Origin of the sequence: Kocuria sp. APC 4018, assembly GCF_030407675.1 — a bacterium.
GTDB classification, from domain to species: Bacteria; Actinomycetota; Actinomycetes; order Actinomycetales; family Micrococcaceae; genus Kocuria; species Kocuria rhizophila.
On record NZ_JASDCY010000044.1, the window covers coordinates 1 to 21,553 of the forward strand.

Genomic DNA, 21,553 nt, shown 5'->3' on the forward strand with positions numbered 1-21,553 from the left:
GACCTCCCGCGATCCGTTCGTCCGCGCGCGCCCTGGCCCACGTCTCCGCCTCGAGCACGTCCTCCAGGCGGGGTTCGCGCACGCCGTCGTGCTCGTCGACCACGCGCGAGACCAGCTCGACGATCTGCAGGAATCCGAGCTCCCCGCGGTGGAACGCGTGCACCGCCTGCTCGTTCGCGGCGTTGAACACCGCGGGCCACGTGCCGCCGAGCCCCCCGGCGTGCTTGATCAGCTCCACGGCGGGGAAGGCCTCGGCGTCCAGCGGCTCGAAGGTCCACTCGGCGGCGCGCGTCCAGTCGCACGCGGCGGCCGCACCCGTGACCCGGTGGGGCCACGCGATGCCCAGCGCGATCGGCAGCCGCATGTCCGGCGGCGAGGCCTGCGCGAGAGTGGAGCCGTCCGTGAACTGGACCATGGAGTGCACCACGGACTGGGGGTGGACCGTCACGTCGATCCGCTCGAGCGGGACGTCGAAGAGCAGGCTGGCCTCGAGCACCTCGAGGGCCTTGTTGACCAGGGTCGCGGAATTCGTGGTGACCATGGGGCCCATGTCCCAGGTGGGGTGCCGCAGGGCCTGCTCGGGGCTCACGTGGGCCAGCTGCTCCCGGGTCATGCCGCGAAACGGTCCCCCGGACGCCGTGAGCACCAGACGGTCCACCTCCCCGGCCGTCCCGGAGCGCAGCGCCTGGGCGATCGCGGAGTGCTCGGAGTCCACGGGGATCAGCGCATCCGTGAGACCCGTGGCCGCGGCGGCCGCCGTGACCAGCGGACCGCCCGCGATCAACGACTCCTTGTTGGCGAGCGCCACCCGGCGCCCGACCTCCAGGGCCGCCAGCGTGGGCTCCAGACCGATGCTTCCGGTGATGCCGTTGAGGACCACGTCCGCGCCCTCCCACGCGGCCACCTGTGCGGCGGCTCGGGGGCCGTGGAGGATCTCGGGCCGCGGCGCCGGGGAGCGTGCCGCCCGGGCGGCGTCGTCGATCAGCTCACCCAGCCGGGCGGCGTCCTGCGCGGACCCGCTGGTGGCGACGGCCGCCACGCTGAAGTCCACCGCCTGCTGCGCGAGGAGCTCGAGGTGGCCCGCACCCGCGGCGAGGGCGAGGACCTCGAAGGGCGGGTGGGTGACGCCGCCCCCGGGCCGCGTCAGCTGGGCGGCGCCCCGGACGACGTCGAGCGCCTGCGTGCCGATGGACCCCGTGGAGCCGAGGACCACCAGACGGCGGGGAGCCCCACGGGTGGCGCGGTCGAGGTCGGGGGTCATGGCTGCGGAGGTCATGGCACCAGTATGGCGCGCCCGTCCGACCCGCCCTTCCCTGCGCAGAGCCCTGGCGCGCCCGAGATCCGCCCGAGCCACCGGGAGGTGTCGTCACGGCCCTGGACAGACGACAAGGGCGCCACCCGGGGGTGACGCCCTTGCTCAGTGGTCCTCGCGGACCCGTGCGGTTCAGCGACGGCGGCCGACGACGAAACCGTAGATCAGCAGCACGATGATCGCGCCCACGACGGACGTGATGATGGTGCCGAAGCTGATCTCCTGGATCCCGTTGCTCAGACCCGGGATGAACGACCCGAGCCAGCCACCGAGGAACGCGCCCACGATGCCGAGGATCATGGTGACGATGATCCCGCCACCCTGCTTGCCCGGCAGGATCAGCTTGGCGAGAGCGCCAGCGATGATGCCGAGGATGATCCAGCTGAAAATGCCCATTTCTCCACCTCAAGTTTTCGTTGCAAACGCGTGCGGTTGCCCGCAGTCGCTCTGGTCAGCGAACCGTCGCTCAGTGTACTACCAGTTTGGGGGTCTATGGGCTCCGGTGCACCGCGGCGGTCCCTGAAAACCGGGGCCGCCGCGGTGGAGTCAGTGCGAGACGGCCTTCTCGGCGCCCACACCTGTGAGGGAACGCACTTCCATCTCGGACTGCTTGAGGGGATCCTCACGGCGCCGCTCGGTCACCGATCCCAGGAAGCCCAGCAGGAACGAGGCCGGGATGGAGATGATGCCCGGGTTGGACAGCGGGTAGATGGCGAAGTCCGCACCGGGGATCATGGAGGTCTCCGAGCCGGACATCACCGGCGAGAAGACGATCAGCACCACGGAGAGGATCAGCCCGCCGTACATGGACCACACGGCCCCGCGGGTGGTGAAGCGCTTCCAGTACAGGGAGTACAGGATGGTCGGGAGGTTGGCGGAGGCCGCCACCGCGAAGGCCAGCGCCACGAGGAACGCCACGTTCTGCCCCTGGGCGCCGATGCCGCCGGCGATGGAGATCAGACCGATGACCACCACGGTGGTCTTGGCCACGCGCAGCTCCTGGCGCGGGTCCGAGTTCCCCTTCTTGATCACGGACGTGTAGATGTCGTGCGCGAAGGACGCCGACGCCGTGATGGCCAGTCCCGCGACCACGGCCAGGATGGTGGCGAACGCGACCGCCGCGATCAGACCCATGAGCACCGATCCACCGAGCTCGTAGGCCAGCAGGGGTGCTGCGGAGTTCACTCCTCCGGGTGCGCTCTTGATCCGGTCCGCTCCGATGAGGGCGGCGGCACCGAAGCCGAGCACCAGAGTGAAGAGGTAGAACAGGCCGATCAGGGTGATGGCCCACACCACGGACTTCCGGGCCTCTTTGGCCGTGGGGACCGTGTAGAAGCGCATGAGCACGTGGGGCAGCCCCGCCGCGCCGAGCACGAGCGCGAGTCCGAGGGAGATGAAGTCCAGCTTGGAGATCTCGCTCACGCCGTACTTCAGTCCGGGCTCGAGCATCGCGGGGTTGTTGTTGGTCTCCACCGCGGCGCCCATGATGGCCGAGAGGTTGAAGCCGAACATCGCGAGGATCCACACGGTCATCACGGCCACGCCGGTCACGAGCAGGCACGCCTTGATGATCTGCACCCACGTGGTGCCCTTCATTCCGCCCACAAGCACATAGACGATCATGATGACGCCCACGATCACGATCACCAGCGACTGGCCGGCCTTGGAGCTGATGCCCAGCAGGAGGGACACGAGCGCACCCGCGCCCGCCATCTGCGCCAGGAGGTAGAAGAAGGTGACCGCCAGCGTCGAGATGGAGGCCGCCACGCGGACCGGGCGCTGGCGCAGCCGGAACGAGAGGACGTCCGCCATGGTGAACTTACCGGTGTTGCGCAGCGGCTCCGCGATGAGCAGCAGCGCCACGAGCCACGCGACGAAGAAACCGATCGAGTAGAGGAACCCGTCGTAGCCCTGCAGGGCGATGGCCCCCACGATGCCCAGGAACGATGCCGCAGACAGGTAGTCACCGGCAATGGCCAGCCCGTTCTGGGTTCCGGAGAAGGAGCGCCCGCCGGCGTAGTAGTCGGCCGCCGTGGCGGTGGACTTGGACGCCCGGATCACCACCACCAGCGTGACGAGCACGAAGCCCAGGAAGATCGAGATGTTGATCGCGGGGTTGCCCACGGTCGCGGAGCTCTCCTGCGCGAGGTGCACCGCGGGCAGGGACATCGCGGGAACGGCGATCATGGCCGGACCTCCTGGTCGGTCTCGGTCTGCTTGTCGAGGGATGCCTCGAGCTCCTCGCGCAGCGCCGTGGCCTGCGGGTCGAGGGTGCGGTTGGCGAACGCGACGTACGCCGCGGTGATGCCGAACGTGGTGACGAACTGCAGCAGCCCGAGGACGAGCCCCAGGTTGATGTTGCCCGCCACCGGGGTGGACATGAAGCCGGGAGCGTAGATGGCCAGCACCACGTAGAGCAGGTACCAGACCAGGAACGCCACGGCCATGGGGAACACGAAGGACCGGTGGGTCTTGCGCAGGCGCTGGAACTGTTCCGAGCGCTGCACCGCGGGGAAGTCGATGCCGAAGGCTGCCGGGGAGCCGTTCGGGTCGACAGAGGACGTGGATGCCATGAGTGCCTCCTAGTGTGATGGGCACCACACTAGGAGTTGTGTATCCAAAGACACAAGAGGTGGCAGAAAACTGCTGCAATAATCCTTGAAATTACGGGCGAGTCACTGGTGGTCCCTGCAGGCTGTCCGACACTGTGTATACAGAATCGCCGGTCAGGCACCCCTGCCGCGCACCGCGAGCACGAACTCCACCGCGCGGTCCAGGAAGGCGTCCACCTGCTGCTCCTCGTAGCACCGCTGGCCCTGGGCCGGGCGGAACACCGCGTGGCGCAGGAGCTCGGGAGAGACGTCCTCACCGCTGCGCAGCTCCGCCACCAGGCGGTCGCACAGGACGTCCACCTCGGCCGCGGAGTACCCCTGGGTGCGGTGCTTGCGGGGGCGGCGGAAGCGTTCGGAGTGGGGCCGGTTGAGCCGTCCCAGCAGCAGCCCGCCCAGCCACTCCACGTGCTCGTTCCACCGCTGCTCGCCGTGCTCCTCGATGAACACGGTGCGCTCGCGCTCGAACAGCTCGTCCTCCAGCACGTCCAGGTGCGCGTCCACGGCCGCGGGGTCGTAGCCGCCGCGGGCGCGGTCGAAGACCCGCTCGCGCAGCTGCCGGCTGCCCATGCGCCGGTCCCCCACCGCGTGGGAGCCCGTGGCCGGGTCGGTGCCCTCGCCGGAGGGGGTGCGGGCGGCGGAGTCCACCCGCGCGGAAGTGGGCACGGGCTCGGAGGCCGCGGGCGGCGTCGTGGTGGCGCGCAGGGCCTCGAGGCGGTCCAGGAGGTCGTCCACCTGGGCGGTGTCGTAGCCCCACAGCCGGTCGCCGCAGCGGGGGAAACGGTCCTGAGATGTCATGCGAGCCCTTTCGAGAACGAGATCGGGACCGGTCACGCGCGGTGACCGGTCCCGGCAGCGGCGCCCCGGCGTGGCGTCAGGCCAGGGCGCTGAACAGTTCGAAGATGACGTAGCCGGTGATGACCGCGAACAGGATCGAGTCGATCCGGTCCATCACACCGCCGTGGCCCGGCAGCAGGGTCCCCATGTCCTTGATCCCGATCTCGCGCTTGATCATGGACTCGGAGAAGTCCCCCACCGTGGAGACCGCCACGATGGCCACGGCCAGCACCGCACCCTGCCACCACGGCATCTCCAGCAGGAACTCGGCGCACAGCACACCCACCACCACGGCGCCGCCCACGGAGCCGACGAAACCCTCCCAGGACTTCTTGGGCGAGATCCTGGGAGCCATGGGGTGCTTGCCCCACACCACCCCCACCGCGTAGCCGAAGGTGTCGGAGCTGATGGCCAGGAGGATGACCGTGAGCACCTTCCGGGAGCCGTCCGGCGAGTGGTAGAGCAGCACGGCGGTGCTCAGCAGGAAGGACGCCCACACCAGGGCGAACACGGATCCCATGATCGAGAGCATCATGCCGTGCCGCGGCCCGAAGGCGCGCCACACCACCACGAGCGTGACCGCGAGCACGAGCGCCATGGACAGCGCCTCGCCGCCTCCGAAGAACGCGGCCAGGGGCATGAGCACCGCCGCGATGACGGCGGGAACCTTGGGGATCTGCACGCCCTTGTAGGTCAGGGACCGTGCAACCTCCCACACCCCGATGCCCGACGCGGCCCCGGCCAGCAGGGCCAGCACCAGCGGAACGTAGAACAGGCCGGTGAGCAGCGTGGCGATCAGCACCACCGCCACCGTCACGGCCGCGGGCAGGTTGCGTCCCGCACGGGACGGCGCCCTGTGCTCGGAGCTGCGGTGGAAGGGACGCGCGAGGACGTGGCGCAGGGAGCCGGTGGCCAGCGGGTCCCGGTCGCGCTGCGGCACGCCCTGCCCCGCGGGCGCCGTGGGGGCGGTCGCGGGGTGCGTGGTGGGCGCGGAGTCGGAATCTGGCGAGGCCATCAGGCGCCGAGCAGTTCGGCTTCCTTGTTCTTGAGAAGCTCGTCCACCTGGTCGATGTGCTTCTTGGTGGCGGCGTCGAGATCCTTCTCACCGCGCTTGCCGTCGTCCTCGCCCACGTCCCCGTCCTTGACGAACTTCTCGATGGACTCCTTGGCGTGGCGGCGGATGTTGCGCACCGACACCCGGGCCTCCTCGGCCTTGGCGTGGACGATCTTCACGTACTCCTTGCGGCGCTCCTCGGTGAGCTCGGGCATGACCACGCGGATCACGTTGCCGTCGTTCGCGGGGTTGGCGCCGATGTCCGAGTCCCGCAGGGCCTTCTCGATGTCGTTGAGCGCGCTGCGGTCGTAGGGCGTGATGAGCAGCGTGCGGGCCTCGGGCGTCTGGAAGGACGCCAGCTGCTGCAGCGGGGTGGGCGTGCCGTAGTACTCCACGAGCAGGCTCGAGAACAGGGCCGGGTTCGCGCGGCCGGTGCGCACCGTGGAGAAGTCGGTCTTCGCCGCGTCCACCGCCTTGCCCATCTTGGTGGTGGCCTCCGAGAGGACGTCTGAAATCACGGGTGGTTCTCCTTATGCGACGGCCGCGGTCGTCTGGCACCGGCGGCAACGGAACGTGGTCTCCACTCTAACGGTCGCGCCCGGGTGGTCGCGCCCGCCGCCCGGGCTCTCGTGCGCCGCGGGCTGCTCGTCCGGTCAGGCCGTGACGAGGGTGCCGATCTCCTCGCCCAGCACCGCACGGGTCACGTTGCCCGCGCCCTCCATGCCGAACACGCGCATGGTCACGTGGTTGTCCCGGCACAGGGCGAACGCGGTCTGGTCCATCACGCGGATGTCCCTGGCCAGGGCCTCGTCGTAGGTCAGGCTCGCGAGGCGCTGCGCGTCCGGGTCCTTGCGGGGGTCCGCGGTGTAGACGCCGTCCACTCCGTTCTTGGCCATCAGCACCTCGGTGGCGTGCACCTCCAGGGCACGCTGGGCGGCCACGGTGTCGGTGGAGAAGTAGGGCAGTCCGGCACCCGCACCGAAGATGACCACGCGGTCCTTCTCCATGTGTCGGATGGCCCGGCGCGGAATGTAGGTCTCCGCGACCTGCTCCATCTTGATCGCGGACTGCACGCGCGTGTCCACCCCGCACTGCTCCAGGAAGTCCTGCAGCGCCAGGCAGTTCATCACGGTGCCCAGCATGCCCATGTAGTCCGCCCGCGAGCGGTCCATCCCGGCCTGGGAGAGCTCGGCGCCGCGGAAGAAGTTGCCGCCGCCCACCACGATGGAGGTCTCCACCTGGCCCACGGTCGCGGCGATCTGCTCGGCGATCTGGCGCACCACGGTGGTGTCCACGCCCACGCTGCCGCCGCCGAAGACCTCGCCCGAGAGCTTCAGCAGGACCCTGCGGCGCGCCGGCTCGGCGCGGCGGGAGTCGCGGCTCATGCGGATCGCCTCGTCCTGGGGCTCGGATTCGTTGGTGGTGGGCATGGATCCTCCCGGGGGCGATGAGTCGTCAGGGCAGTGGTCGAGCTGGTCGTCGGACCCGTCCGCAGGACGTGTCCCCGCCCTCGGGCGGCAGAGCGGACACATCGCGTCCGTCACGGGCTCGGCAGACCGCCCTCCAGCATACAGAAACGGCGGGGCACCCCGGTCTCCCGGGTGGTGCCCCGCCGTCACGGGGTGCGGTGGCGCCGCGGTCTCCCGCGGACGACGCCGCTGCGGGCCGTCAGCGCGTCACGTGCGTGCAGCGCCGGGCCCGGTGGGGTCGTGGATCAGGCTCCCACGCGGAACCGCGCGAAGGCGGTGGCGGTGGCGCCGGCCTCGGACAGCACCTGGCCCACGGTCTTCTTGGAGTCCTTGGCGAAGTCCTGGTCCACCAGCACGACGTCCTTGTAGTAGCCCTTGAGGCGGCCCTGGACGATGTTCGGGATGATCTTGTCGGGCTTGCCCTCGTTGCGGGCGGTCTCCTCGGCCACGCGCTTCTCGTTCTCCACCGTCTCGGCGGGAACGTCCTCCTCGGAGAGGAACGCCGGGGACATCGCGGCGATGTGCACCGCGACGTCGTGGGCGGCGGTCTCCGCCTCGGAGCCGGACACGGCCAGCAGGACGCCCACCTGGGCGGGGAGGTCCTTGGAGGTCTTGTGCAGGTACACGGCCACGTGGTCACCGGCCACGCGGGCCACGCGACGCACGACGACCTTCTCACCGAGCAGCGCACCGGTCTCGGTCACGAGCTCGGAGACGGGCGTGCCGTCCACCTCAGCCGCGAGCAGCGAGTCCAGGTCCGCGGCGTCGGCGGCCACGGCGGCGTCGAGCACCTTGTTGCCGAACTCCACGAACGGCGCGGACTTGGCCACGAAGTCGGTCTCGGAGTTGACCTCGACCATGTAGCCCACGTTGTTCTCCGTGCGAGCCACCACGATGCCCTCGGCGGTGGAGCGGCCCTCGCGCTTGGTCACACCCTTGAGACCCTTGACGCGGATGATCTCCTGGGCCTTCTGGGCGTCGCCGTCGGCCTCGTCCAGCGCCTTCTTGACGTCCAGCATGCCAGCGCCCGTGCGCTCGCGCAGGGCCTTGATGTCAGCAGCGGTGTAGTTCGCCATGTGAACTCCTCTGTTGTCGGTTGTGTCCGCCCGGGCGTCCGTGGACGCCCGGGCGGGTCCGGTCACCATCGTGGGTCACCGGGGAGAATGGAAGGTGAACACCTTCCGCGGCCTCACTCGGCGGCGGGGGCGTCCTTCTGCTCGGTCTCGGCGGGAGCGGCCGGGGCGGCCTGCTCGGCGGCGGGAGCCTCAGCGGCCGGGGCGGCCTGCTCGGACTTCTGCCCCTCGTGCTGCTCGAGCAGCTCGCGCTCCCACTCGGCCATGGGCTCCTCGGCGGCGTTGGACTTGCCGTTGTGGCGCTCCATGAGGCCCTCGGCCACGGCGTCCGCGACCACGCGGGTCAGCAGGGAGACGGAGCGGATGGAGTCGTCGTTGCCCGGGATGGGGAACGCGACCTCGTCCGGATCGCAGTTGGTGTCCAGGATCGCGACGATCGGCACACCGAGCTTCTGGGCCTCGTCGACCGCGAGGTGCTCCTTCTTGGTGTCCACGATCCAGATCAGGGACGGGGTCTTGGTGAGGTTGCGGATGCCACCGAGGGTGCGCTCCAGCTTCTCCTTCTCGCGGCGCAGCAGCAGCAGTTCCTTCTTGGTGTACTGCGAGCCGGCGACGTCGTCGAAGTCGACCTCTTCCAGTTCCTTCATGCGGTCGATGCGCTTGGAGACCGTCTGGAAGTTGGTGAGCATGCCACCGAGCCAGCGGTGGTTCACGTAGGGCATGCCCACGCGGGTGGCCTGCTCGGCAATGGCCTCCTGGGCCTGCTTCTTGGTGCCGACGAACAGGATGGTGCCGCCGTGGGCGACCGTGGCCTTGACAGCCTCGTAGGCCTTGTCGATGAAGCCCAGCGACTGCTGCAGGTCGATGATGTAGATGCCGTTGCGCTCGGTGAAGATGAAGCGCTTCATCTTAGGGTTCCAGCGACGGGTCTGGTGACCGAAGTGGACGCCGTTGTCGAGCATCTGGCGCATGGTAACGACAGGCATGTCGTCTCCTCATGAGTATCCGGCGGCCCGGGGGCCACCGTGGGTTGACGGTTGTCGACCGGACGTGCCGGTCCCTGGCGCGATGCGCGGACCGTGCTCGTGGAGCGGGTCCGACGTGCCCCGTACCGGTTCCACAGGCGGATCCGGACCGAGGGGCACGCACCCGGAGGGAACGGATCCGTTCCGGGTTCCTTCGCGCGCGAAGTCAGTCACCTGCCACTGCACCCACCCGCGAACAGGCATGCGCAACTCATGGCAGGGCAACTGCACAGGCCAGTCTAGCGCATCGCGCGGCACCTCCGCTCCACATCGGGCGCCCCTCCCCCGGCAGCACGACGCCGCCGCGTCACCCTGGTCCCATGCCTCACCCACGCAGCTCCGAGACCGCTCCGACCGTCCCCACCTCCGCTTTCGCCTTGGCGCCCACCGCCGGGCCGGTTGCCCTGTCAGCAGGAACCGGCGGGCCGCCGGGCCCCGCCGCGGGGCCGGTGATCTGTCCGGGCGGGGACGTGCATCCCAGGCGCCCCGGGCGGCCCGCGGCCACGGGCACGACGCGTCCCGCACCACGGTGGCTCGCCCTGGGCCTCGCGGCTCTCCTGACGGCCCTGTTCGTGCTGGGTGCCCACCCCGCGGGTGCGGCCGGAGCCGGCTGGGCGTGGCCGGTGTCTCCCCGTCCGGGTGTCGAGCGCGCGTTCGAGGCACCGGCCCAGAAGTGGCTGCCGGGTCACCGCGGTGTGGACCTCTCCGCCCCGCCGGGAACTCCCCTCCGGTCCCCCGCCGCGGGAGTCGTGAGCTTCTCGGGCGTGGTGGTGGATCGCGAGGTGCTCACGATCGACCACGGGGACGGGCGGAAGTCCTCGGTGGAACCGGTCACCGCCACGGTCCGCCGTGGTGAGCGTGTGGAACGGGGGCAGGTGGTGGCCCGCGTGGCGGCGCCGGGTCACGGGCCGCGGGGCGGAAGTGTCCACTGGGGCGTCCGGGAGCACGGGGAGTACGTGAACCCGCTGCAGTTCGTGGTGGACCTGCGCCCCTCCGTGCTGCTGCCCGTGCCGGATGCGGAGCGCAGCGCGCCCGGCACGTCCTGACTGCTGCCAGGTGTCAGGCGCCTGGGGCCTGCTGGCCGGCGCCCGGTGGGCGAGGGGAGGTACCCACGTTCCGGGCCCCGTGCCCCGTGCCCGGTCTGCGGTGTGCGGCGGCCGCTGCCCGGTCGGAGACCGGCGGCCCAGCCCCGGGTTCCGGACACGCGGGAGGCCCCCGATCGTCGTCGGGGGCCTCCGTCCGGTGCCGCTCGCGCGGGACCGGTGGTGTAGGGCGGGTGGGGCTTGAACCCACGACCCAAGGATTATGAGTCCTCTGCTCTGACCAGCTGAGCTACCGCCCCAGGATCTGCGCCCGGTGACCGAGCGCGGCTCCACGGTACCGCACGCGGTGGGCGGAACAGGTGCATGCGGAGCCACGCATGACGCTGGCGACCCGCGCAGGGGAGCTGATCGAACGCGGGCGAGCCTCCCCCGCCGCGCCGTGTCCTCAGCGGCTGGCGCCGGCGTAGATCCGCTCGAAGGTGTCCAGCGTGTGCGCAAAGGAGTGCTGGGCCACCATCTCGTGGCTGTGAGCGCCCATGGCGCGACGCTGCTCGGGGGACGCGTCCAGCACGAGCTGCAGCTTGGCCGCGAGGTCCGCGGGGTCCCCCGGCGTGAACAGGTAGCCGTTGCGCCCCTCGTCCGCGAGGTGCGGCAGCGCACGGGCGTTGGCGAGCACCACGGGGGTGGACGCGCTCATGGCCTCGAGGGTCACCAGGGACTGCAGCTCCGCGGTGCCGGGCTGGCAGAACACGTCCGCCCGCAGGTACGCGAGCCGCAGCTCCTCATCGGTCAGGAACCCCAGGAAGTGGACGCGGTCCGCCACTCCCCGCTCGTGGGCGAGTGCCACGAGGCGGTCCCGCTGCTCCCCCTCCCCCACGATTTCCGCGTGGATGTTCTTCTCCCGGGGGATCAGGGCCATGGCCTCGATGAGCTCGTTGACGTTCTTCTCCACCGCCAGCCGACCGCAGAACAGCACCACCGGGTGGTCCGGATGACGGATCTCCTCGCCCGCCGTGGCCTCGTAGTGCCCGGCCTCGATGCCGTTGGACACCGCGACCGCACGGTCCGGCACCCCGTTCTCCACCATGGTGCGCACGGCCAGCGGCGTGGGGGCGGTGATCACGTCGCAGTGGCGGAACACCCTGGCGATGTCCCACCAGGAGACCTTGCGGTAGCCCCGGATGAACCACTCCGGGAACGGCAGGAAGGGCTCGATGTTCTCCGGGATGAAGTGGTTGGTGCCGACCACCCGGATGCCCCGGCGCGCCGCCTCGCGAATCATCAGTCGGCCGAGGATGTAGTGGCACTGGGCGTGGACCACGTCGGGTTGCAGCTCGTCGAGCAGCCGGGCCACCTCCCGCTTGATCTCCCACGGCAGGCACAGCCGGAAGTACGGATGGGTGGCCGCGTGGTGGGAGCGGAACCGGTGCTCCGTGATGCCGTGGTCCTCCATGGTCCGCGAGGCGCCGCGGGTGGGCATGGGAGCGGCCACGTGGACCTCGTGACCGCGTTCGAGCAGCCCGTGGGCCAGCCTGCGACCGAACTGCGCCGCCCCGTTGACGTCGGGCGGGTAGGTCTCTGCGGTGATCAGAATCTTCAAGGCGTTGGGTTCCGTACGTAGGTCACTGGTCGGCGTGGCCGGTCCGGCTCTCAGCCGAGGCGGACCGGGGACTGGTGCCGCTTCCCTGGCCCCGGGTGCCGTTGCGAGCAGCGGCTCGGCGCCTGACGACCTCCGGGTGGTACCGGGAGAGCAGGACCACGCCGACTATAGCAATCAGACCTGCCACGCCCATGCCCGCCCCCAGCACACCTGTGAAGGTGGGCCCGGCCTCTCCCAGCACTGCCAGCCCCAGCGCCACTCCCACCATGGGGTCCACCACCGTGAGCCCCGCGATGACCAGGTCCGGAGGCCCGCACGAGTACGCGCACTGCACCATCCAGCCCCCGAGCGCGGCCGCCACCACGACCATGAGCACGCTGAGCCAGTTCACGGCCGCGATCCCGCCGTCCCCCACTGCCGTGGCCACCAGGCGCACGAGCACCGCCACGAAGCCGTAGAGCACGCCCGCGCAGAGCACGTAGAAGATGCTGATCCGGTGCCGGCGCACGAAGATCTCCGCGATGCCCATGAGCACCACGAGACCCACCAGCATCAGCACCACCAGCCGCTCCGCCTCCGGGCCGGGCCGGTGCGCGGGGTCGGTTCCCGCCACGGCGCACACCACGAAGCCCGCACCGCCCGCGGTGCACAGGGCCACGGCCAGCCACGTGCGGCGGTTGATCCTCAGCCCCTCGCGGCGCGCGTGCAGCAGCGTGGTGATCACCAGGGCCACGACGCCGAGCGGCTGCACCACGGTCACGGTGGCCAGGGCGAGGGCCGAGACGTTGAGGAGCATCCCCAGCACGAGCAGCCCGGTCCCCGCGAGCCACCGTCGGTTGCGCAGCAGTGTAAGCAGCGCCCGGGGGCTCAGGGCTCCGGAGGTGTGGCCCGTGACGGCCCGGGACTGTGTCTGCGTGCCAACCGCCAGGCACACCGCCGAGGCCAGCGCGAGCGCGACCGCCACCCACTGGTTCATCGCAAGCCTCGCTGGGACGTCACGGTCCCATCGTAGGGTTCTCAGCCAGCGCCACTCTCCGGGCACACGCCGACGCCGCACGCGCACCCGGTCCGACGCCGCGCGCGCCACCCGTCCGACGTCTCCCTCACGATGCGGGCCCGCCACAGTCCCGGACGGGCGCTGTCCCGAACCCGAGGTGCCACGCCTCCGGGCACGCAGAAGGCCGGGTCCCGAGGGCCCGGCCTTCTGTGGACTCATCGGTTCCGAGGAACCGCGAGGGGTGCGTCTACTTCAGCAGCTTGCGCAGGAACACGAGGAACGCGGTGCCCGCTGCGGCAGCCACGGCCAGGGGCTGCCAGCGCTCGCTCAGCAGGTCCGAGGTGGAGGTGGATCCCTCCGGGCGCACGCCCTGGGAGCCGCCCTTCGAGGCGAACGTGGACTTGACCGATTCCTGGGTGGAGGAGAACGTCCGCGAGGTGCGGTTGACGAAGCCCTGGGTGGCGGACTGCACGGAGTCCACACGGTTCTGGGTGTCGTCGCGCAGGCTCTTGAGGTGCTCGCGGCGCAGCTTGAGGCGGTTCCGCAGCTGCTCCTCCGTGGGCTTGACCGGCTTGACCTGGTTGGGGTCGTTCGCGGCCTCCTCCTTCTCGCGCTGCTTCTTCTGCTCCGCCTCGTTGATGTCGCGCTGCACGCGGCCCTCGTTGTAGGCGGAGCCCTCCTTGACGACGCCGAGGTCGTAGCGCAGGCCAAAGACGGCCTTCTCCGGCATGAGCGGCAGGGCACCCTTGATCTTGGACACGCCGATCAGGGCGAGGATCGCGAGCACCACCAGGAAAACCACGGCGAGCAGCAGCGCCGCCAGCCATGCGGGCATCACGTGCGAGAGCCCGGCGATGGCCGCTCCCACCAGGGCGATGACGGCGAGGCCCAGGAAGATGAGACCCACCACTGCGAACGCGGCGCCGATGCCCAGCTTGATGCCCTTGGCCTTGAGCTCGAGGACGGCCAGCTGTGCTTCGTCCTTGAGCTGCTTGGGCAGCAGCCTGAGGAAGACCTTGACGACGTCCACGATGGACGCCGCGCCCGGCTTCTTGGTGGTGCGATTTCCTGCCCTGGGTGAGTGGCCGCTGTTGGGGCCCACTGCATGGCTCATGCCGCCTCCGATGAGTACGTGGTGGTGTTCAAAAGGTCAGTCCGCTCCCAAAATACCACTGGCGGGCGCGCGGACAGGCCATGTCCGCGCGCGCCGCCGGTGGCGTGGTGGTCACTGCAGACGGCCGTCCTCCATGGTCACGCAGCGGTCCGCGAGCGGCACGAACTCGGTGTCGTGCGTGACCACCAGGGAGGCCAGACGGAACTCGTGGGTGAGGTTCGCGAGCAGCTCCATGATGGCCCGCGAGCGCTCCTGGTCCAAGGCCGCGGTGGGCTCGTCCACGAGCAGCAGCTGGGGGTCGTTCATCAGGGCGCGGGCGATGTTCACGCGCTGGCGCTGACCACCCGAGAGCTGGTGGGGACGGCGGTCGCCGCAGTCCACCAGGCCCACCTGTTCGAGCAGCTCGTCCGCACGGGTGCGAGCCGCCTTGAGCTCCTTGCCGCGGGCGCCCGCCACGTGCGCCGAGAGCACGAGCTGCTCGCGCGAGGTCAGGGCCGCGAGCAGGTTGGGCTGCTGGAACACCATGCCCGTGTGGCCACGGCGGATCCGGGCGAGCTCCTTCTCCGGCAGCTCGGTGAGGGATTCCCCCGCGACCATCACGGTCCCGGACGTGGGCTTGATCAGGGCGGCGGCCACGGCCAGCAGGGAGGACTTGCCCGATCCGGACGGACCGATCAGGGCGGTCATCTCCTCACGCTGCAGCTCCAGGCTCACGCGGTCCAGGGCGCGCACGGTGCGCGGGGTGCCGTCGTTAGCAGTGCCGTCCGGGTACTCGAGGGTGACCTCGCGGACGCTCAGCGCGGGCTCGGCGTCGCCGGTCGACCCGCCCTGGTGCGCGTCGCGCTGCGGGTGGCGGGCGGCGTCGTGCTCGTGGCGGGGGTCGTGGGCCCGGCCCCGGTGGTGCTCGTGGTGCTCGGCGCGGTGGCGCGGTTCGGACTCAGCAGCATGCATGATCAGTTACCTCCCAGGGCAATCATCGGGTCGACGGTGGAGACGCGGCGCACGGCCAGCAGCGAACCGAGCAGGCCGAGGACCAGCACCCCGACCACGGGCACGGCCACGCTGGCGACGCTCAGCTCGAAGGGCACCGCGGAGCCCGCGAGCATTCCGCCCAGCAGGCCCAGGGCGCCGCCCACCAGGACGCCGACGGTCAGCACCACGGCGGCCTGCACGAGCGAGTCCACCACCACGTACTTGCGGCCGGCGCCGAGCGCGCGCAGCACGGCGATGTCGCGGGTGCGCTGGATGGTCCACACGGTCAGGAAGGAGATCACGACCATTGCGCTGATGCCGTAGAGGAAGGCCTGCATCATGAGCAGCGATCCGCGCTCGGACTGGTAGGCGGGCAGCGCGGCGAGCGAGCCCTTGGTGTCCAGGGCCACGGTGTCGGAGTCGCCCGGCACGTCCTGGGGGTAGTCGGCGGTGGTCAGTGCCAGAGCGGTGGCCTGCTCCTCCGGGGAGGTGTGGGCCACGGCCGGGTAGTCCTCCGTGCTCATCCACGCCACGGGAACGTGGCTGTAGTACTCGTCCTCCGTGATCCCTGTGGCCTTCAGGCTGGTGCCGCCCATGGACACGGTGTCTCCCACCGAGACCTTGAGGTCCTCGGCCAGGGTCTCGCTGAGCACCACTTCACCCTTGCCCGGGTGGGTGGCCCCGGAGATCGCGGTCAGGCCGGGTGCCAGGGAGGTCCCCGGTTCCAGGGCGATGCCGGCCACGGCGGTGGTGTCCGTGCGGGGGGAGTCGCCCTGGGACTGTGCCCCGCGGCTCGCGCTCGTCTGCGTGATGCCCAGTCGCTCGACCTGGTCAGCACCCACGGCGTCCTCCCAGGTGGTGAGCTGCTTCTCGTCGATCTGCGAGGTGGTGAAGGACGGCGTGTCCGAGTCACCCGGCGGTGCCTGCAGGACGATGCGCTGGGCTTCGAGACGCTCGAGGGCGGAGGTGTTCTGATGACCCAGACCGTTGGTGAGGCCCGTGAGCAGGACCAGCAGCAGGGTGATGAGAGCCACGACCGTGGCCAGCAGCGCGAACCGGCCCTTGGCGAACGTGATGTCCCTCAGGGACAAGAACATGGGAACTCCCGTGACGTAGTTTTCTGGACTGTTCCCAGTCTCGTGCCCCGCGGGCCGCCGCGGATCGCCAGCGCGGTTGAACCGGGCCGCGCAGACGGTTGATCCGGGAATCAACCGATCGGTTGATGCCCTGCCGAGCCACCTGCGTACCATGACCACGGAGTCGGCCACTCCTGCCCCCGTTCCCCGGCCGCCGTCCAGGAAGGCAGATCGTGCGTCAGGAGTTGTCCACCCCGGCCCTGCTGCGGGTCATGCGGGTCACCCTGCACCTGAGCTTCGCCGCCCTGCTCGGTCTGGCGGTGCTGCGCACACTCATGCAGCCTTCCGGAGACGGTGCCACCACGGCGGTGGTGCTCGTGCTCTCCGCCCTGCTCGCCACCACCTACGTGCTCGGCACCACGGTGGAGAACCGGGTGGCCGGCGGTCGCGCGAACCCGGCGCGGCTGCGCTGGACCCCCGTGTGGCTGGGCTCCGTGACCGTCCTGTGGATCGCCCTGGCGCTGCTGAGCCGGGACTTCGCGTGGGTGGTCTTCCCCCTCTTCTTCCTCTACCCCGTGCTGCTGCCCCCTGCAGTGGCCCTGGTCACCATCGTGGTGCTCACCGGCGTGGTCGTGCTCTCGCAGCTGATCCACCTGCCCTCGGGATCCTTCACCGCGCCCATGGCCGTGGGCCCGAGCATCGGGGCGGTCGTGGCGGTTCTGGTCAGCTACGGCTACCGCGCCCTGTACCGGGACGCCCGACGCCACGTGAGCGTGATCCGCCAGCTCGAGTCCACGCGCGCCGAGCTCGCGCGCCGCGAGCGCACCGCCGGGACTATGACCGAGCGGGAACGGCTCTCCCGGGAGATCCACGACACCCTCGCCCAGGGCCTCACCTCGATCGTGCTCGTCTCCCGCGCGGCCCAGCAGGCCCTGTCCCTGGACGATCGAGAGGTGACCGCCGCGCGGCTGGCCACGATCGAGGACACCGCCGCCGCGAACCTGGCCGAGGCCCGGCGGTTCGTCCGCGACCTCGCCTCCCCCGCCCTGGACGAGTCCCTTCCGAGCGCGCTCGCCGAGGTCTGCCGCCGCACGGAGGAGGGCTCCCGCGCCGCCGGCACGGGGCTCACGTGCGAGTTCCGCGTGCAGGGGACGCCACCCGATCTCACGGACCGGCAGCGCACGCTGTTCATCCGGGCCACGCAGTCCACGCTCGCGAACGTCCTCTCCCACGCCCGGGCCACCCGTGTGGTGGTCACGCTGGAGGGCTGGGACGACGCCGTGGCCCTGGACGTGGTGGACGACGGCGTGGGCTTCGATCCCCGCTCGGTGTCCCGCGCGCACGAGGAGGACTCGTTCGGCCTCTCCCACCTGCGACGCCGCGCGGCCGAGCTGGGTGCCGAGCTCACCGTGGAGTCCGAGCCGGGCAGCGGCACCGCCGTGAACGTGCGGCTGCCGCTCCCACGGGAGACGTCCCGGGCGGGGGCATCCGCCACCCCGGGGACTGACGACGACGCCGCTCCCCCGGCCCTGGTGCCGCAGCGCGGCGAGGGCGACCCTGCGACGTCGTCCACCGAAGCAGACCACCACCGACCCGGAGGCAGGGCCACCGCATGACCACCAGAGTGCTGCTCGTGGACGACCACCCCGTGGTGCGCGCCGGGCTGAGGGCGGTGCTGGAGTCCCTCGGGGACATCACCGTGTGCGCGGAGGCGCAGGACGGGCGCGCCGCCCTGGAACGGCTGGAGGCACCCGGGCACGGCGTGGACGTGGTGGTCATGGACCTGCAGATGGGCGCCGGGATGGGCGGGCTGGAGGCCACCCGGCGGATCGTCGCCGCGGGCGGACCACCCGTGCTGATCCTCACCACGTACGACACCCAGGCGGACGTGGTCGCCGCGCTGGAGGCCGGTGCCACCGGCTACCTGCTCAAGGACGCGCAGCCGGAGAGCATCGGCCAGGCCGTGCACGACGCCGCGGCGGGACGTCCCGTGCTCTCCCCCTCGGTCACGGCGCGGCTCATGAACCAGGTCCGCACCCCGGGGACCTCCTTGAGCCCGCGGGAGGTCGAGATCCTGCGGGGCCTGGCCACGGGCGCCTCGAACCGGGCACTCGCGAAGTCCCTGTTCATCTCCGAGGCCACCGTGAAGACCCACCTGGTGCACATCTACGACAAGCTCGGCGTGGACAACCGCACCGCCGCCGTGAGCCGTGCCCGGGAGGAGCACATCATCTGAGGGGTCTGCCGGCACGCAGGCGCCGCGCAGCAAGCCCTGCGACGAGCGCGCAGAGCCCGCTCACGACCGCGAGGGCAAGTCCCGCGCCCGGCCAGCCGCCGAGGGCGAGACCCACTCCGGCCACCGTGGCCCCCATGCACACACCCAGGCTCTGCCCCGCGCCGTTGAGCCCGAGGACCGTGCCGCGACTTCCGGGGCACGCACGGACCAGCAGCGTGGTCACGACGGCGGCCACCACCGCGTGGGTGAGTCCCAGCACCACCGTCATGACGACCGCCACCCCACCGTGGTCCGTGACGAACAGTACGAGCACCGACCCGGCACCCAGGGTGGCAGCCCCCGCGGCGAGCCATGCGGCCCGGTCCGCGGCGGTCACGGAGCGCAGGAACCGCCCGCCGCACCAGTTGCCCAGGAAGAAGGACAGCCCGGAGACGCCCCACACCATGGAGACCAGCCCCGGGCCCGCGCCCCAGCGCTCGGAGCACAGCACGGCCAGATAGGCCAGCTGCCCCATGAACGCCGTGGTCCGAAGGACGGACACGAGCAGGAGGGCTCCCACCCCGGGCGTCCTGCACGCGGTGCGCAGCGCCTGCCCGTACCCGGTGCCAGCGCCTGCCGCTGCCGAGGTGCTTCTTCCGGCCGTGGCAGGCGCGCCCCGGCGGACAAGAGCGACCGCCGTGAGCGCGGCCAGTGCCACCACCGCCAGGAGATCCCCGCGCCAGCCCCACCACCGGGCGGACAGGGCGAGGGTCGGCGCGCCGAGAACCGCGGTGAGGGTCATGGTGGCGGAGACCTGGGTTGCCGCGCGGCCCGCCGTGGCGCCGTCCGCAAAACGGTCCGCGGCCATGGCCGAGACCGCGGGGTTCAGCACGGAGGTGGCCGCGCCCACGAGCAGACAGAACATCGTCCAGGACCACACCGTCCCGTGGACGGCCACGGCGCACGCGCCACCGATCACCGCGAGCGCGCCGGCGGCCATCGCTCCCCGGGACACCCGGTCCAGCAGCGGTGCACAGCCGAGGCCCACCACCAGCGCGGCGACCCCGCCCGTGCCGCGCAGCCAGCCCATGAGCGCGGCATCGCTCTGCGCGTCACGGGTGATCTCCACGAGCGCCGTGGAGTACAGGGTGAACGGCACGAGTCCCAGGGCGCTCGCGCCGAGCAGCGGCCAGATTCGGGCGGCGATCGCGGCGTCGCCCAGGGCGGCGTCAGCGTGGGGCGTCGGTGCGCGGGTGCCGGCCGTCACCGCTGCGGGCTCCCCGCCCATCCGTGGCGCCGACACTCACGGGCCGCAGGCAACGGGTGCGCTCGCCGTTCTCCCACACCCGGCTGGCGCCCGCTCACCTCAGCCCCTTGGACCGCAGGTAGTCGGCGAGCTTCTGGGCGCCGTCCATGTTGCGGGGACTCGAGACGGCCTCGCCGTAGTCCATGACGTAGATGTTCCCGTTCTTCACGGCGGGCGAGTCCTTCACCGGGGACTCGGTCCTGAGGTAGTCGAGCTTCTCCTGCACGGGCTGCTTGTTGTAGTCGACCACCACGATCGCCTGGGGTTCGCTCGTGACCACCGACTCCCACCCCACGGTGTCCCAGCGAGCGTCGAGGTCCCTGGTCACCGAGGTGGCCCCGGCCAGTTCCACCATCCCGTTCAGTGCCGTCCGCCGGCCCGCGGTGTAGGGCTCGGAGGTCCCGGAGTCGTAGACGAACACGCGGGCCGGGTTCTCGGGCCGCGGTGCCTCCTGCAGGGCGCGCCGCTTCTCCTGCAGCTGACCCACGAGCTCCTGCGCGCGGTCCTCGACCCCAAAGATGGTCCCCAGATCCTTCAGGTCCTCGACAGTGGCGTCCAGCGGGTCGGGGTCGGAGGTGTCCCCCTGGTAGCCCTTGCACGTCTCGTGCTGCATGTAGGAGTTGATCCCCACGCCCTGCAGGGAGTCCGGGGTGACCCCGCGGGCCTCGCTGAACCCGGCCTGCCAACCGGCGAAGACCCAGTCCGCCTGCGCGCTGACCACGGCCTCCTGGCCCAGCACCGAGTCGGAGATGGTCTCGGTCCTGCCGTAGTCCTCCTTGTAGGGGGACTTCTCGACCACGCTGCTCACGGTCTGCGGCAGCACGATGCCCCGCATCTGCTCCGCGAGCCCGAGCGAGAACATCTTCTCGATCGCCGAGACGTCGTACGCCACGGCCTTCTGCGGGGTGGGGTACGTGCTGCTGCGGCCGCAGTTCTCGATGGTCTTCTCCGCGCCCGACGCCGCGTCCTTCTGGACCTGCGCGCCGCAGCCGGTGAGCAGCAGGGTCGCCACGAGCCCCACGGCCAGGGGCGCGCCGCGTCGGGTCAGCGCTCGGCCGCCTCCGGGTGCACTGCGGGGCACGACGCCGCCCGGCCCGTCCTCGCCGCACGCCGCGCCTCCGGGCAGCGCAGCCCCGTCACCGGAGTACGAGCGACGGGTCTCGGGCGCGCCGGTGCGGCCGTGCGCACGCTCGGGGCCGTGGGGGCCGGAGCTGGGGGGTGTTCTCATGAAGGGTCCTCTCGGTCGTTGGGGAACAACAGATGGGGTGTCCCGGTGTCGGGACGGGTGATCAGCAGGGGCCGCACGCCGTAGACACGCTCCACGGTGTCGGGGTCCAGGGCCTCGTGGGGCGGGGCGTCGGCCACCACCCGCCCCGCGGCGAGCACCACGATCCGGTCGCACAGCGCGGCGGCAAGGTTGAGGTCGTGCAGGGCCAGCAGCACGGCGGGCCCTGTCCCGGCGGTGCCGCGCAGGGTGCGCAGCAGGTCTGTCTGGTGGCGCAGGTCCAGGTGGTTGGTGGGCTCGTCCAGCAGCAGGTACGGGGTGCGCTGGGCCAGGGCGCGGGCGATGAGCACCCGCTGGCGCTCGCCCCCGGAGAGCCCCAGCACGCTGCGGTCGGCCAGGTCCGCCACCCCCACACGGGCCATGGCATCCCGCACGACGCCGCCCAGCTCCTCCGTGCGCAGGCGCGGGTTGGCCGCCGCCCCCAGGCGCACGACCTCCGCGACCAGGAAGTCCAGCTCGCTCCGCTCGTCCTGGGGCAGCGCCGCGATCCGCACGGCCGAGTCCCGGAAGCGCATCCCGTGCAGGGACTCGCCGTCGATCAGCACAGCCCCGCCGCACGGGCGCAG

21 protein-coding genes and 1 tRNA gene are annotated in these 21,553 nt (G+C 71.1%); 3 read left to right on the top strand and 19 right to left on the bottom strand.

All coding sequences use genetic code 11. The annotated features are described in order from the left end of the window. The 10 genes from dxr to rpsB form a co-directional block, all read right to left on the bottom strand. Positions 1 to 1,276, bottom strand: a 1,276-nt coding sequence (gene dxr / locus QL985_RS08615) for a 1-deoxy-D-xylulose-5-phosphate reductoisomerase (protein WP_356765665.1), incomplete at its 3' end; no start/stop codon positions are given. 168 nt (positions 1,277 to 1,444) lie between these two features. Then, on the bottom strand, positions 1,445 to 1,708 hold the full coding sequence (locus QL985_RS08620; protein ID WP_029603513.1) for a GlsB/YeaQ/YmgE family stress response membrane protein: 264 nt from the start codon (positions 1,706 to 1,708) through the stop codon (positions 1,445 to 1,447). 150 nt (positions 1,709 to 1,858) lie between these two features. Continuing rightward, entirely contained in the window at positions 1,859 to 3,499 is a 1,641-nt protein-coding gene (locus QL985_RS08625) for a cation acetate symporter (RefSeq protein ID WP_019310873.1), read from the bottom strand. Continuing rightward, positions 3,496 to 3,885, bottom strand: a complete 390-nt coding sequence (locus tag QL985_RS08630) for a DUF485 domain-containing protein (protein ID WP_019310872.1) — start codon at positions 3,883 to 3,885, stop codon at positions 3,496 to 3,498. Before QL985_RS08630 ends, QL985_RS08625 begins: the two co-directional genes overlap by 4 nt. Before the next feature lie 153 nt (positions 3,886 to 4,038). Further along, positions 4,039 to 4,719, bottom strand: coding sequence for a DivIVA domain-containing protein (locus tag QL985_RS08635; protein WP_019310871.1), 681 nt, complete (start codon positions 4,717 to 4,719; stop codon positions 4,039 to 4,041). Positions 4,720 to 4,795: 76 nt separating this feature from the next. Continuing rightward, positions 4,796 to 5,773 carry a phosphatidate cytidylyltransferase gene (locus QL985_RS08640; RefSeq protein ID WP_259921771.1) on the bottom strand — a complete coding sequence of 326 codons (978 nt, stop codon included), beginning with the start codon at positions 5,771 to 5,773 and terminating at the stop codon, positions 4,796 to 4,798. Then, complete coding sequence (gene frr / locus QL985_RS08645) at positions 5,773 to 6,330, bottom strand: ribosome recycling factor (RefSeq protein ID WP_019310869.1); 558 nt, start codon at positions 6,328 to 6,330, stop codon at positions 5,773 to 5,775. The genes QL985_RS08640 and frr overlap by 1 nt, the downstream gene beginning before the upstream one ends. A gap of 135 nt (positions 6,331 to 6,465) precedes the next feature. Next, positions 6,466 to 7,197 carry a UMP kinase gene (pyrH, locus tag QL985_RS08650; protein WP_029603509.1) on the bottom strand — a complete coding sequence of 244 codons (732 nt, stop codon included), beginning with the start codon at positions 7,195 to 7,197 and terminating at the stop codon, positions 6,466 to 6,468. 329 nt (positions 7,198 to 7,526) lie between these two features. After that, positions 7,527 to 8,357: a translation elongation factor Ts gene (gene tsf / locus QL985_RS08655; protein WP_019310867.1), complete on the bottom strand. Its 831-nt coding sequence runs from the start codon at positions 8,355 to 8,357 to the stop codon at positions 7,527 to 7,529. Positions 8,358 to 8,470: 113 nt separating this feature from the next. Continuing rightward, positions 8,471 to 9,340, bottom strand: a complete 870-nt coding sequence (gene rpsB, locus QL985_RS08660; protein ID WP_019310866.1) for a 30S ribosomal protein S2 — start codon at positions 9,338 to 9,340, stop codon at positions 8,471 to 8,473. A gap of 359 nt (positions 9,341 to 9,699) precedes the next feature. Here rpsB and QL985_RS08665 point away from each other — a divergent pair, with 359 nt between their 5' ends. Beyond that, positions 9,700 to 10,425 (top strand): M23 family metallopeptidase, encoded by a 726-nt coding sequence (locus tag QL985_RS08665; protein WP_260859454.1) that lies wholly within the window; start codon positions 9,700 to 9,702, stop codon positions 10,423 to 10,425. Positions 10,426 to 10,647: 222 nt separating this feature from the next. Here QL985_RS08665 and QL985_RS08670 read toward each other — a convergent pair. The 6 genes from QL985_RS08670 to QL985_RS08695 all read right to left on the bottom strand — a co-directional run bounded on the left by QL985_RS08670 (position 10,648) and on the right by QL985_RS08695 (position 16,202). Next, positions 10,648 to 10,721 (bottom strand) — tRNA-Ile (locus QL985_RS08670). 146 nt (positions 10,722 to 10,867) lie between these two features. Next, a complete protein-coding gene (locus QL985_RS08675) occupies positions 10,868 to 12,022 on the bottom strand; it encodes a glycosyltransferase (RefSeq protein WP_144803251.1) in 1,155 nt (384 codons plus the stop codon). Positions 12,023 to 12,044: 22 nt separating this feature from the next. Next, on the bottom strand, positions 12,045 to 12,998 hold the full coding sequence (locus QL985_RS08680) for a DMT family transporter (protein WP_144803247.1): 954 nt from the start codon (positions 12,996 to 12,998) through the stop codon (positions 12,045 to 12,047). A gap of 268 nt (positions 12,999 to 13,266) precedes the next feature. Continuing rightward, positions 13,267 to 14,133, bottom strand: a complete 867-nt coding sequence (locus QL985_RS08685; RefSeq protein ID WP_039102330.1) for a phage holin family protein — start codon at positions 14,131 to 14,133, stop codon at positions 13,267 to 13,269. A 111-nt stretch (positions 14,134 to 14,244) separates the two neighbouring features. Next, the gene (locus QL985_RS08690) at positions 14,245 to 15,084 is read right to left on the bottom strand and encodes an ABC transporter ATP-binding protein (RefSeq protein ID WP_144803244.1); all 840 of its coding nucleotides are present in this window, start codon (positions 15,082 to 15,084) and stop codon (positions 14,245 to 14,247) included. 2 nt (positions 15,085 to 15,086) lie between these two features. Continuing rightward, positions 15,087 to 16,202 (bottom strand): FtsX-like permease family protein, encoded by a 1,116-nt coding sequence (locus tag QL985_RS08695; RefSeq protein ID WP_039101418.1) that lies wholly within the window; start codon positions 16,200 to 16,202, stop codon positions 15,087 to 15,089. 212 nt (positions 16,203 to 16,414) lie between these two features. On the opposite strand from QL985_RS08695, the gene QL985_RS08700 reads away from it, so the two are divergent. After that, positions 16,415 to 17,797: a sensor histidine kinase gene (locus tag QL985_RS08700; RefSeq protein WP_052239287.1), complete on the top strand. Its 1,383-nt coding sequence runs from the start codon at positions 16,415 to 16,417 to the stop codon at positions 17,795 to 17,797. Then, positions 17,794 to 18,417 (top strand): response regulator transcription factor, encoded by a 624-nt coding sequence (locus QL985_RS08705; RefSeq protein WP_259921716.1) that lies wholly within the window; start codon positions 17,794 to 17,796, stop codon positions 18,415 to 18,417. The genes QL985_RS08700 and QL985_RS08705 overlap by 4 nt, the downstream gene beginning before the upstream one ends. On the opposite strand, the gene QL985_RS08710 is transcribed toward QL985_RS08705, so the two are convergent. From QL985_RS08710 to QL985_RS08720, 3 genes are all read right to left on the bottom strand, one after another. Continuing rightward, complete coding sequence (locus QL985_RS08710) at positions 18,410 to 19,663, bottom strand: MFS transporter (RefSeq protein WP_065118182.1); 1,254 nt, start codon at positions 19,661 to 19,663, stop codon at positions 18,410 to 18,412. The two genes, QL985_RS08705 and QL985_RS08710, sit on opposite strands and share 8 nt — an antisense overlap. A 94-nt stretch (positions 19,664 to 19,757) precedes the next feature. Next, a complete protein-coding gene (locus QL985_RS08715) occupies positions 19,758 to 20,930 on the bottom strand; it encodes an ABC transporter substrate-binding protein (RefSeq protein WP_082019287.1) in 1,173 nt (390 codons plus the stop codon). Beyond that, on the bottom strand, positions 20,927 to 21,553 hold a 627-nt coding region (locus QL985_RS08720), incomplete at its 5' end, for an ABC transporter ATP-binding protein (protein ID WP_290147730.1). The genes QL985_RS08715 and QL985_RS08720, both read right to left, overlap by 4 nt.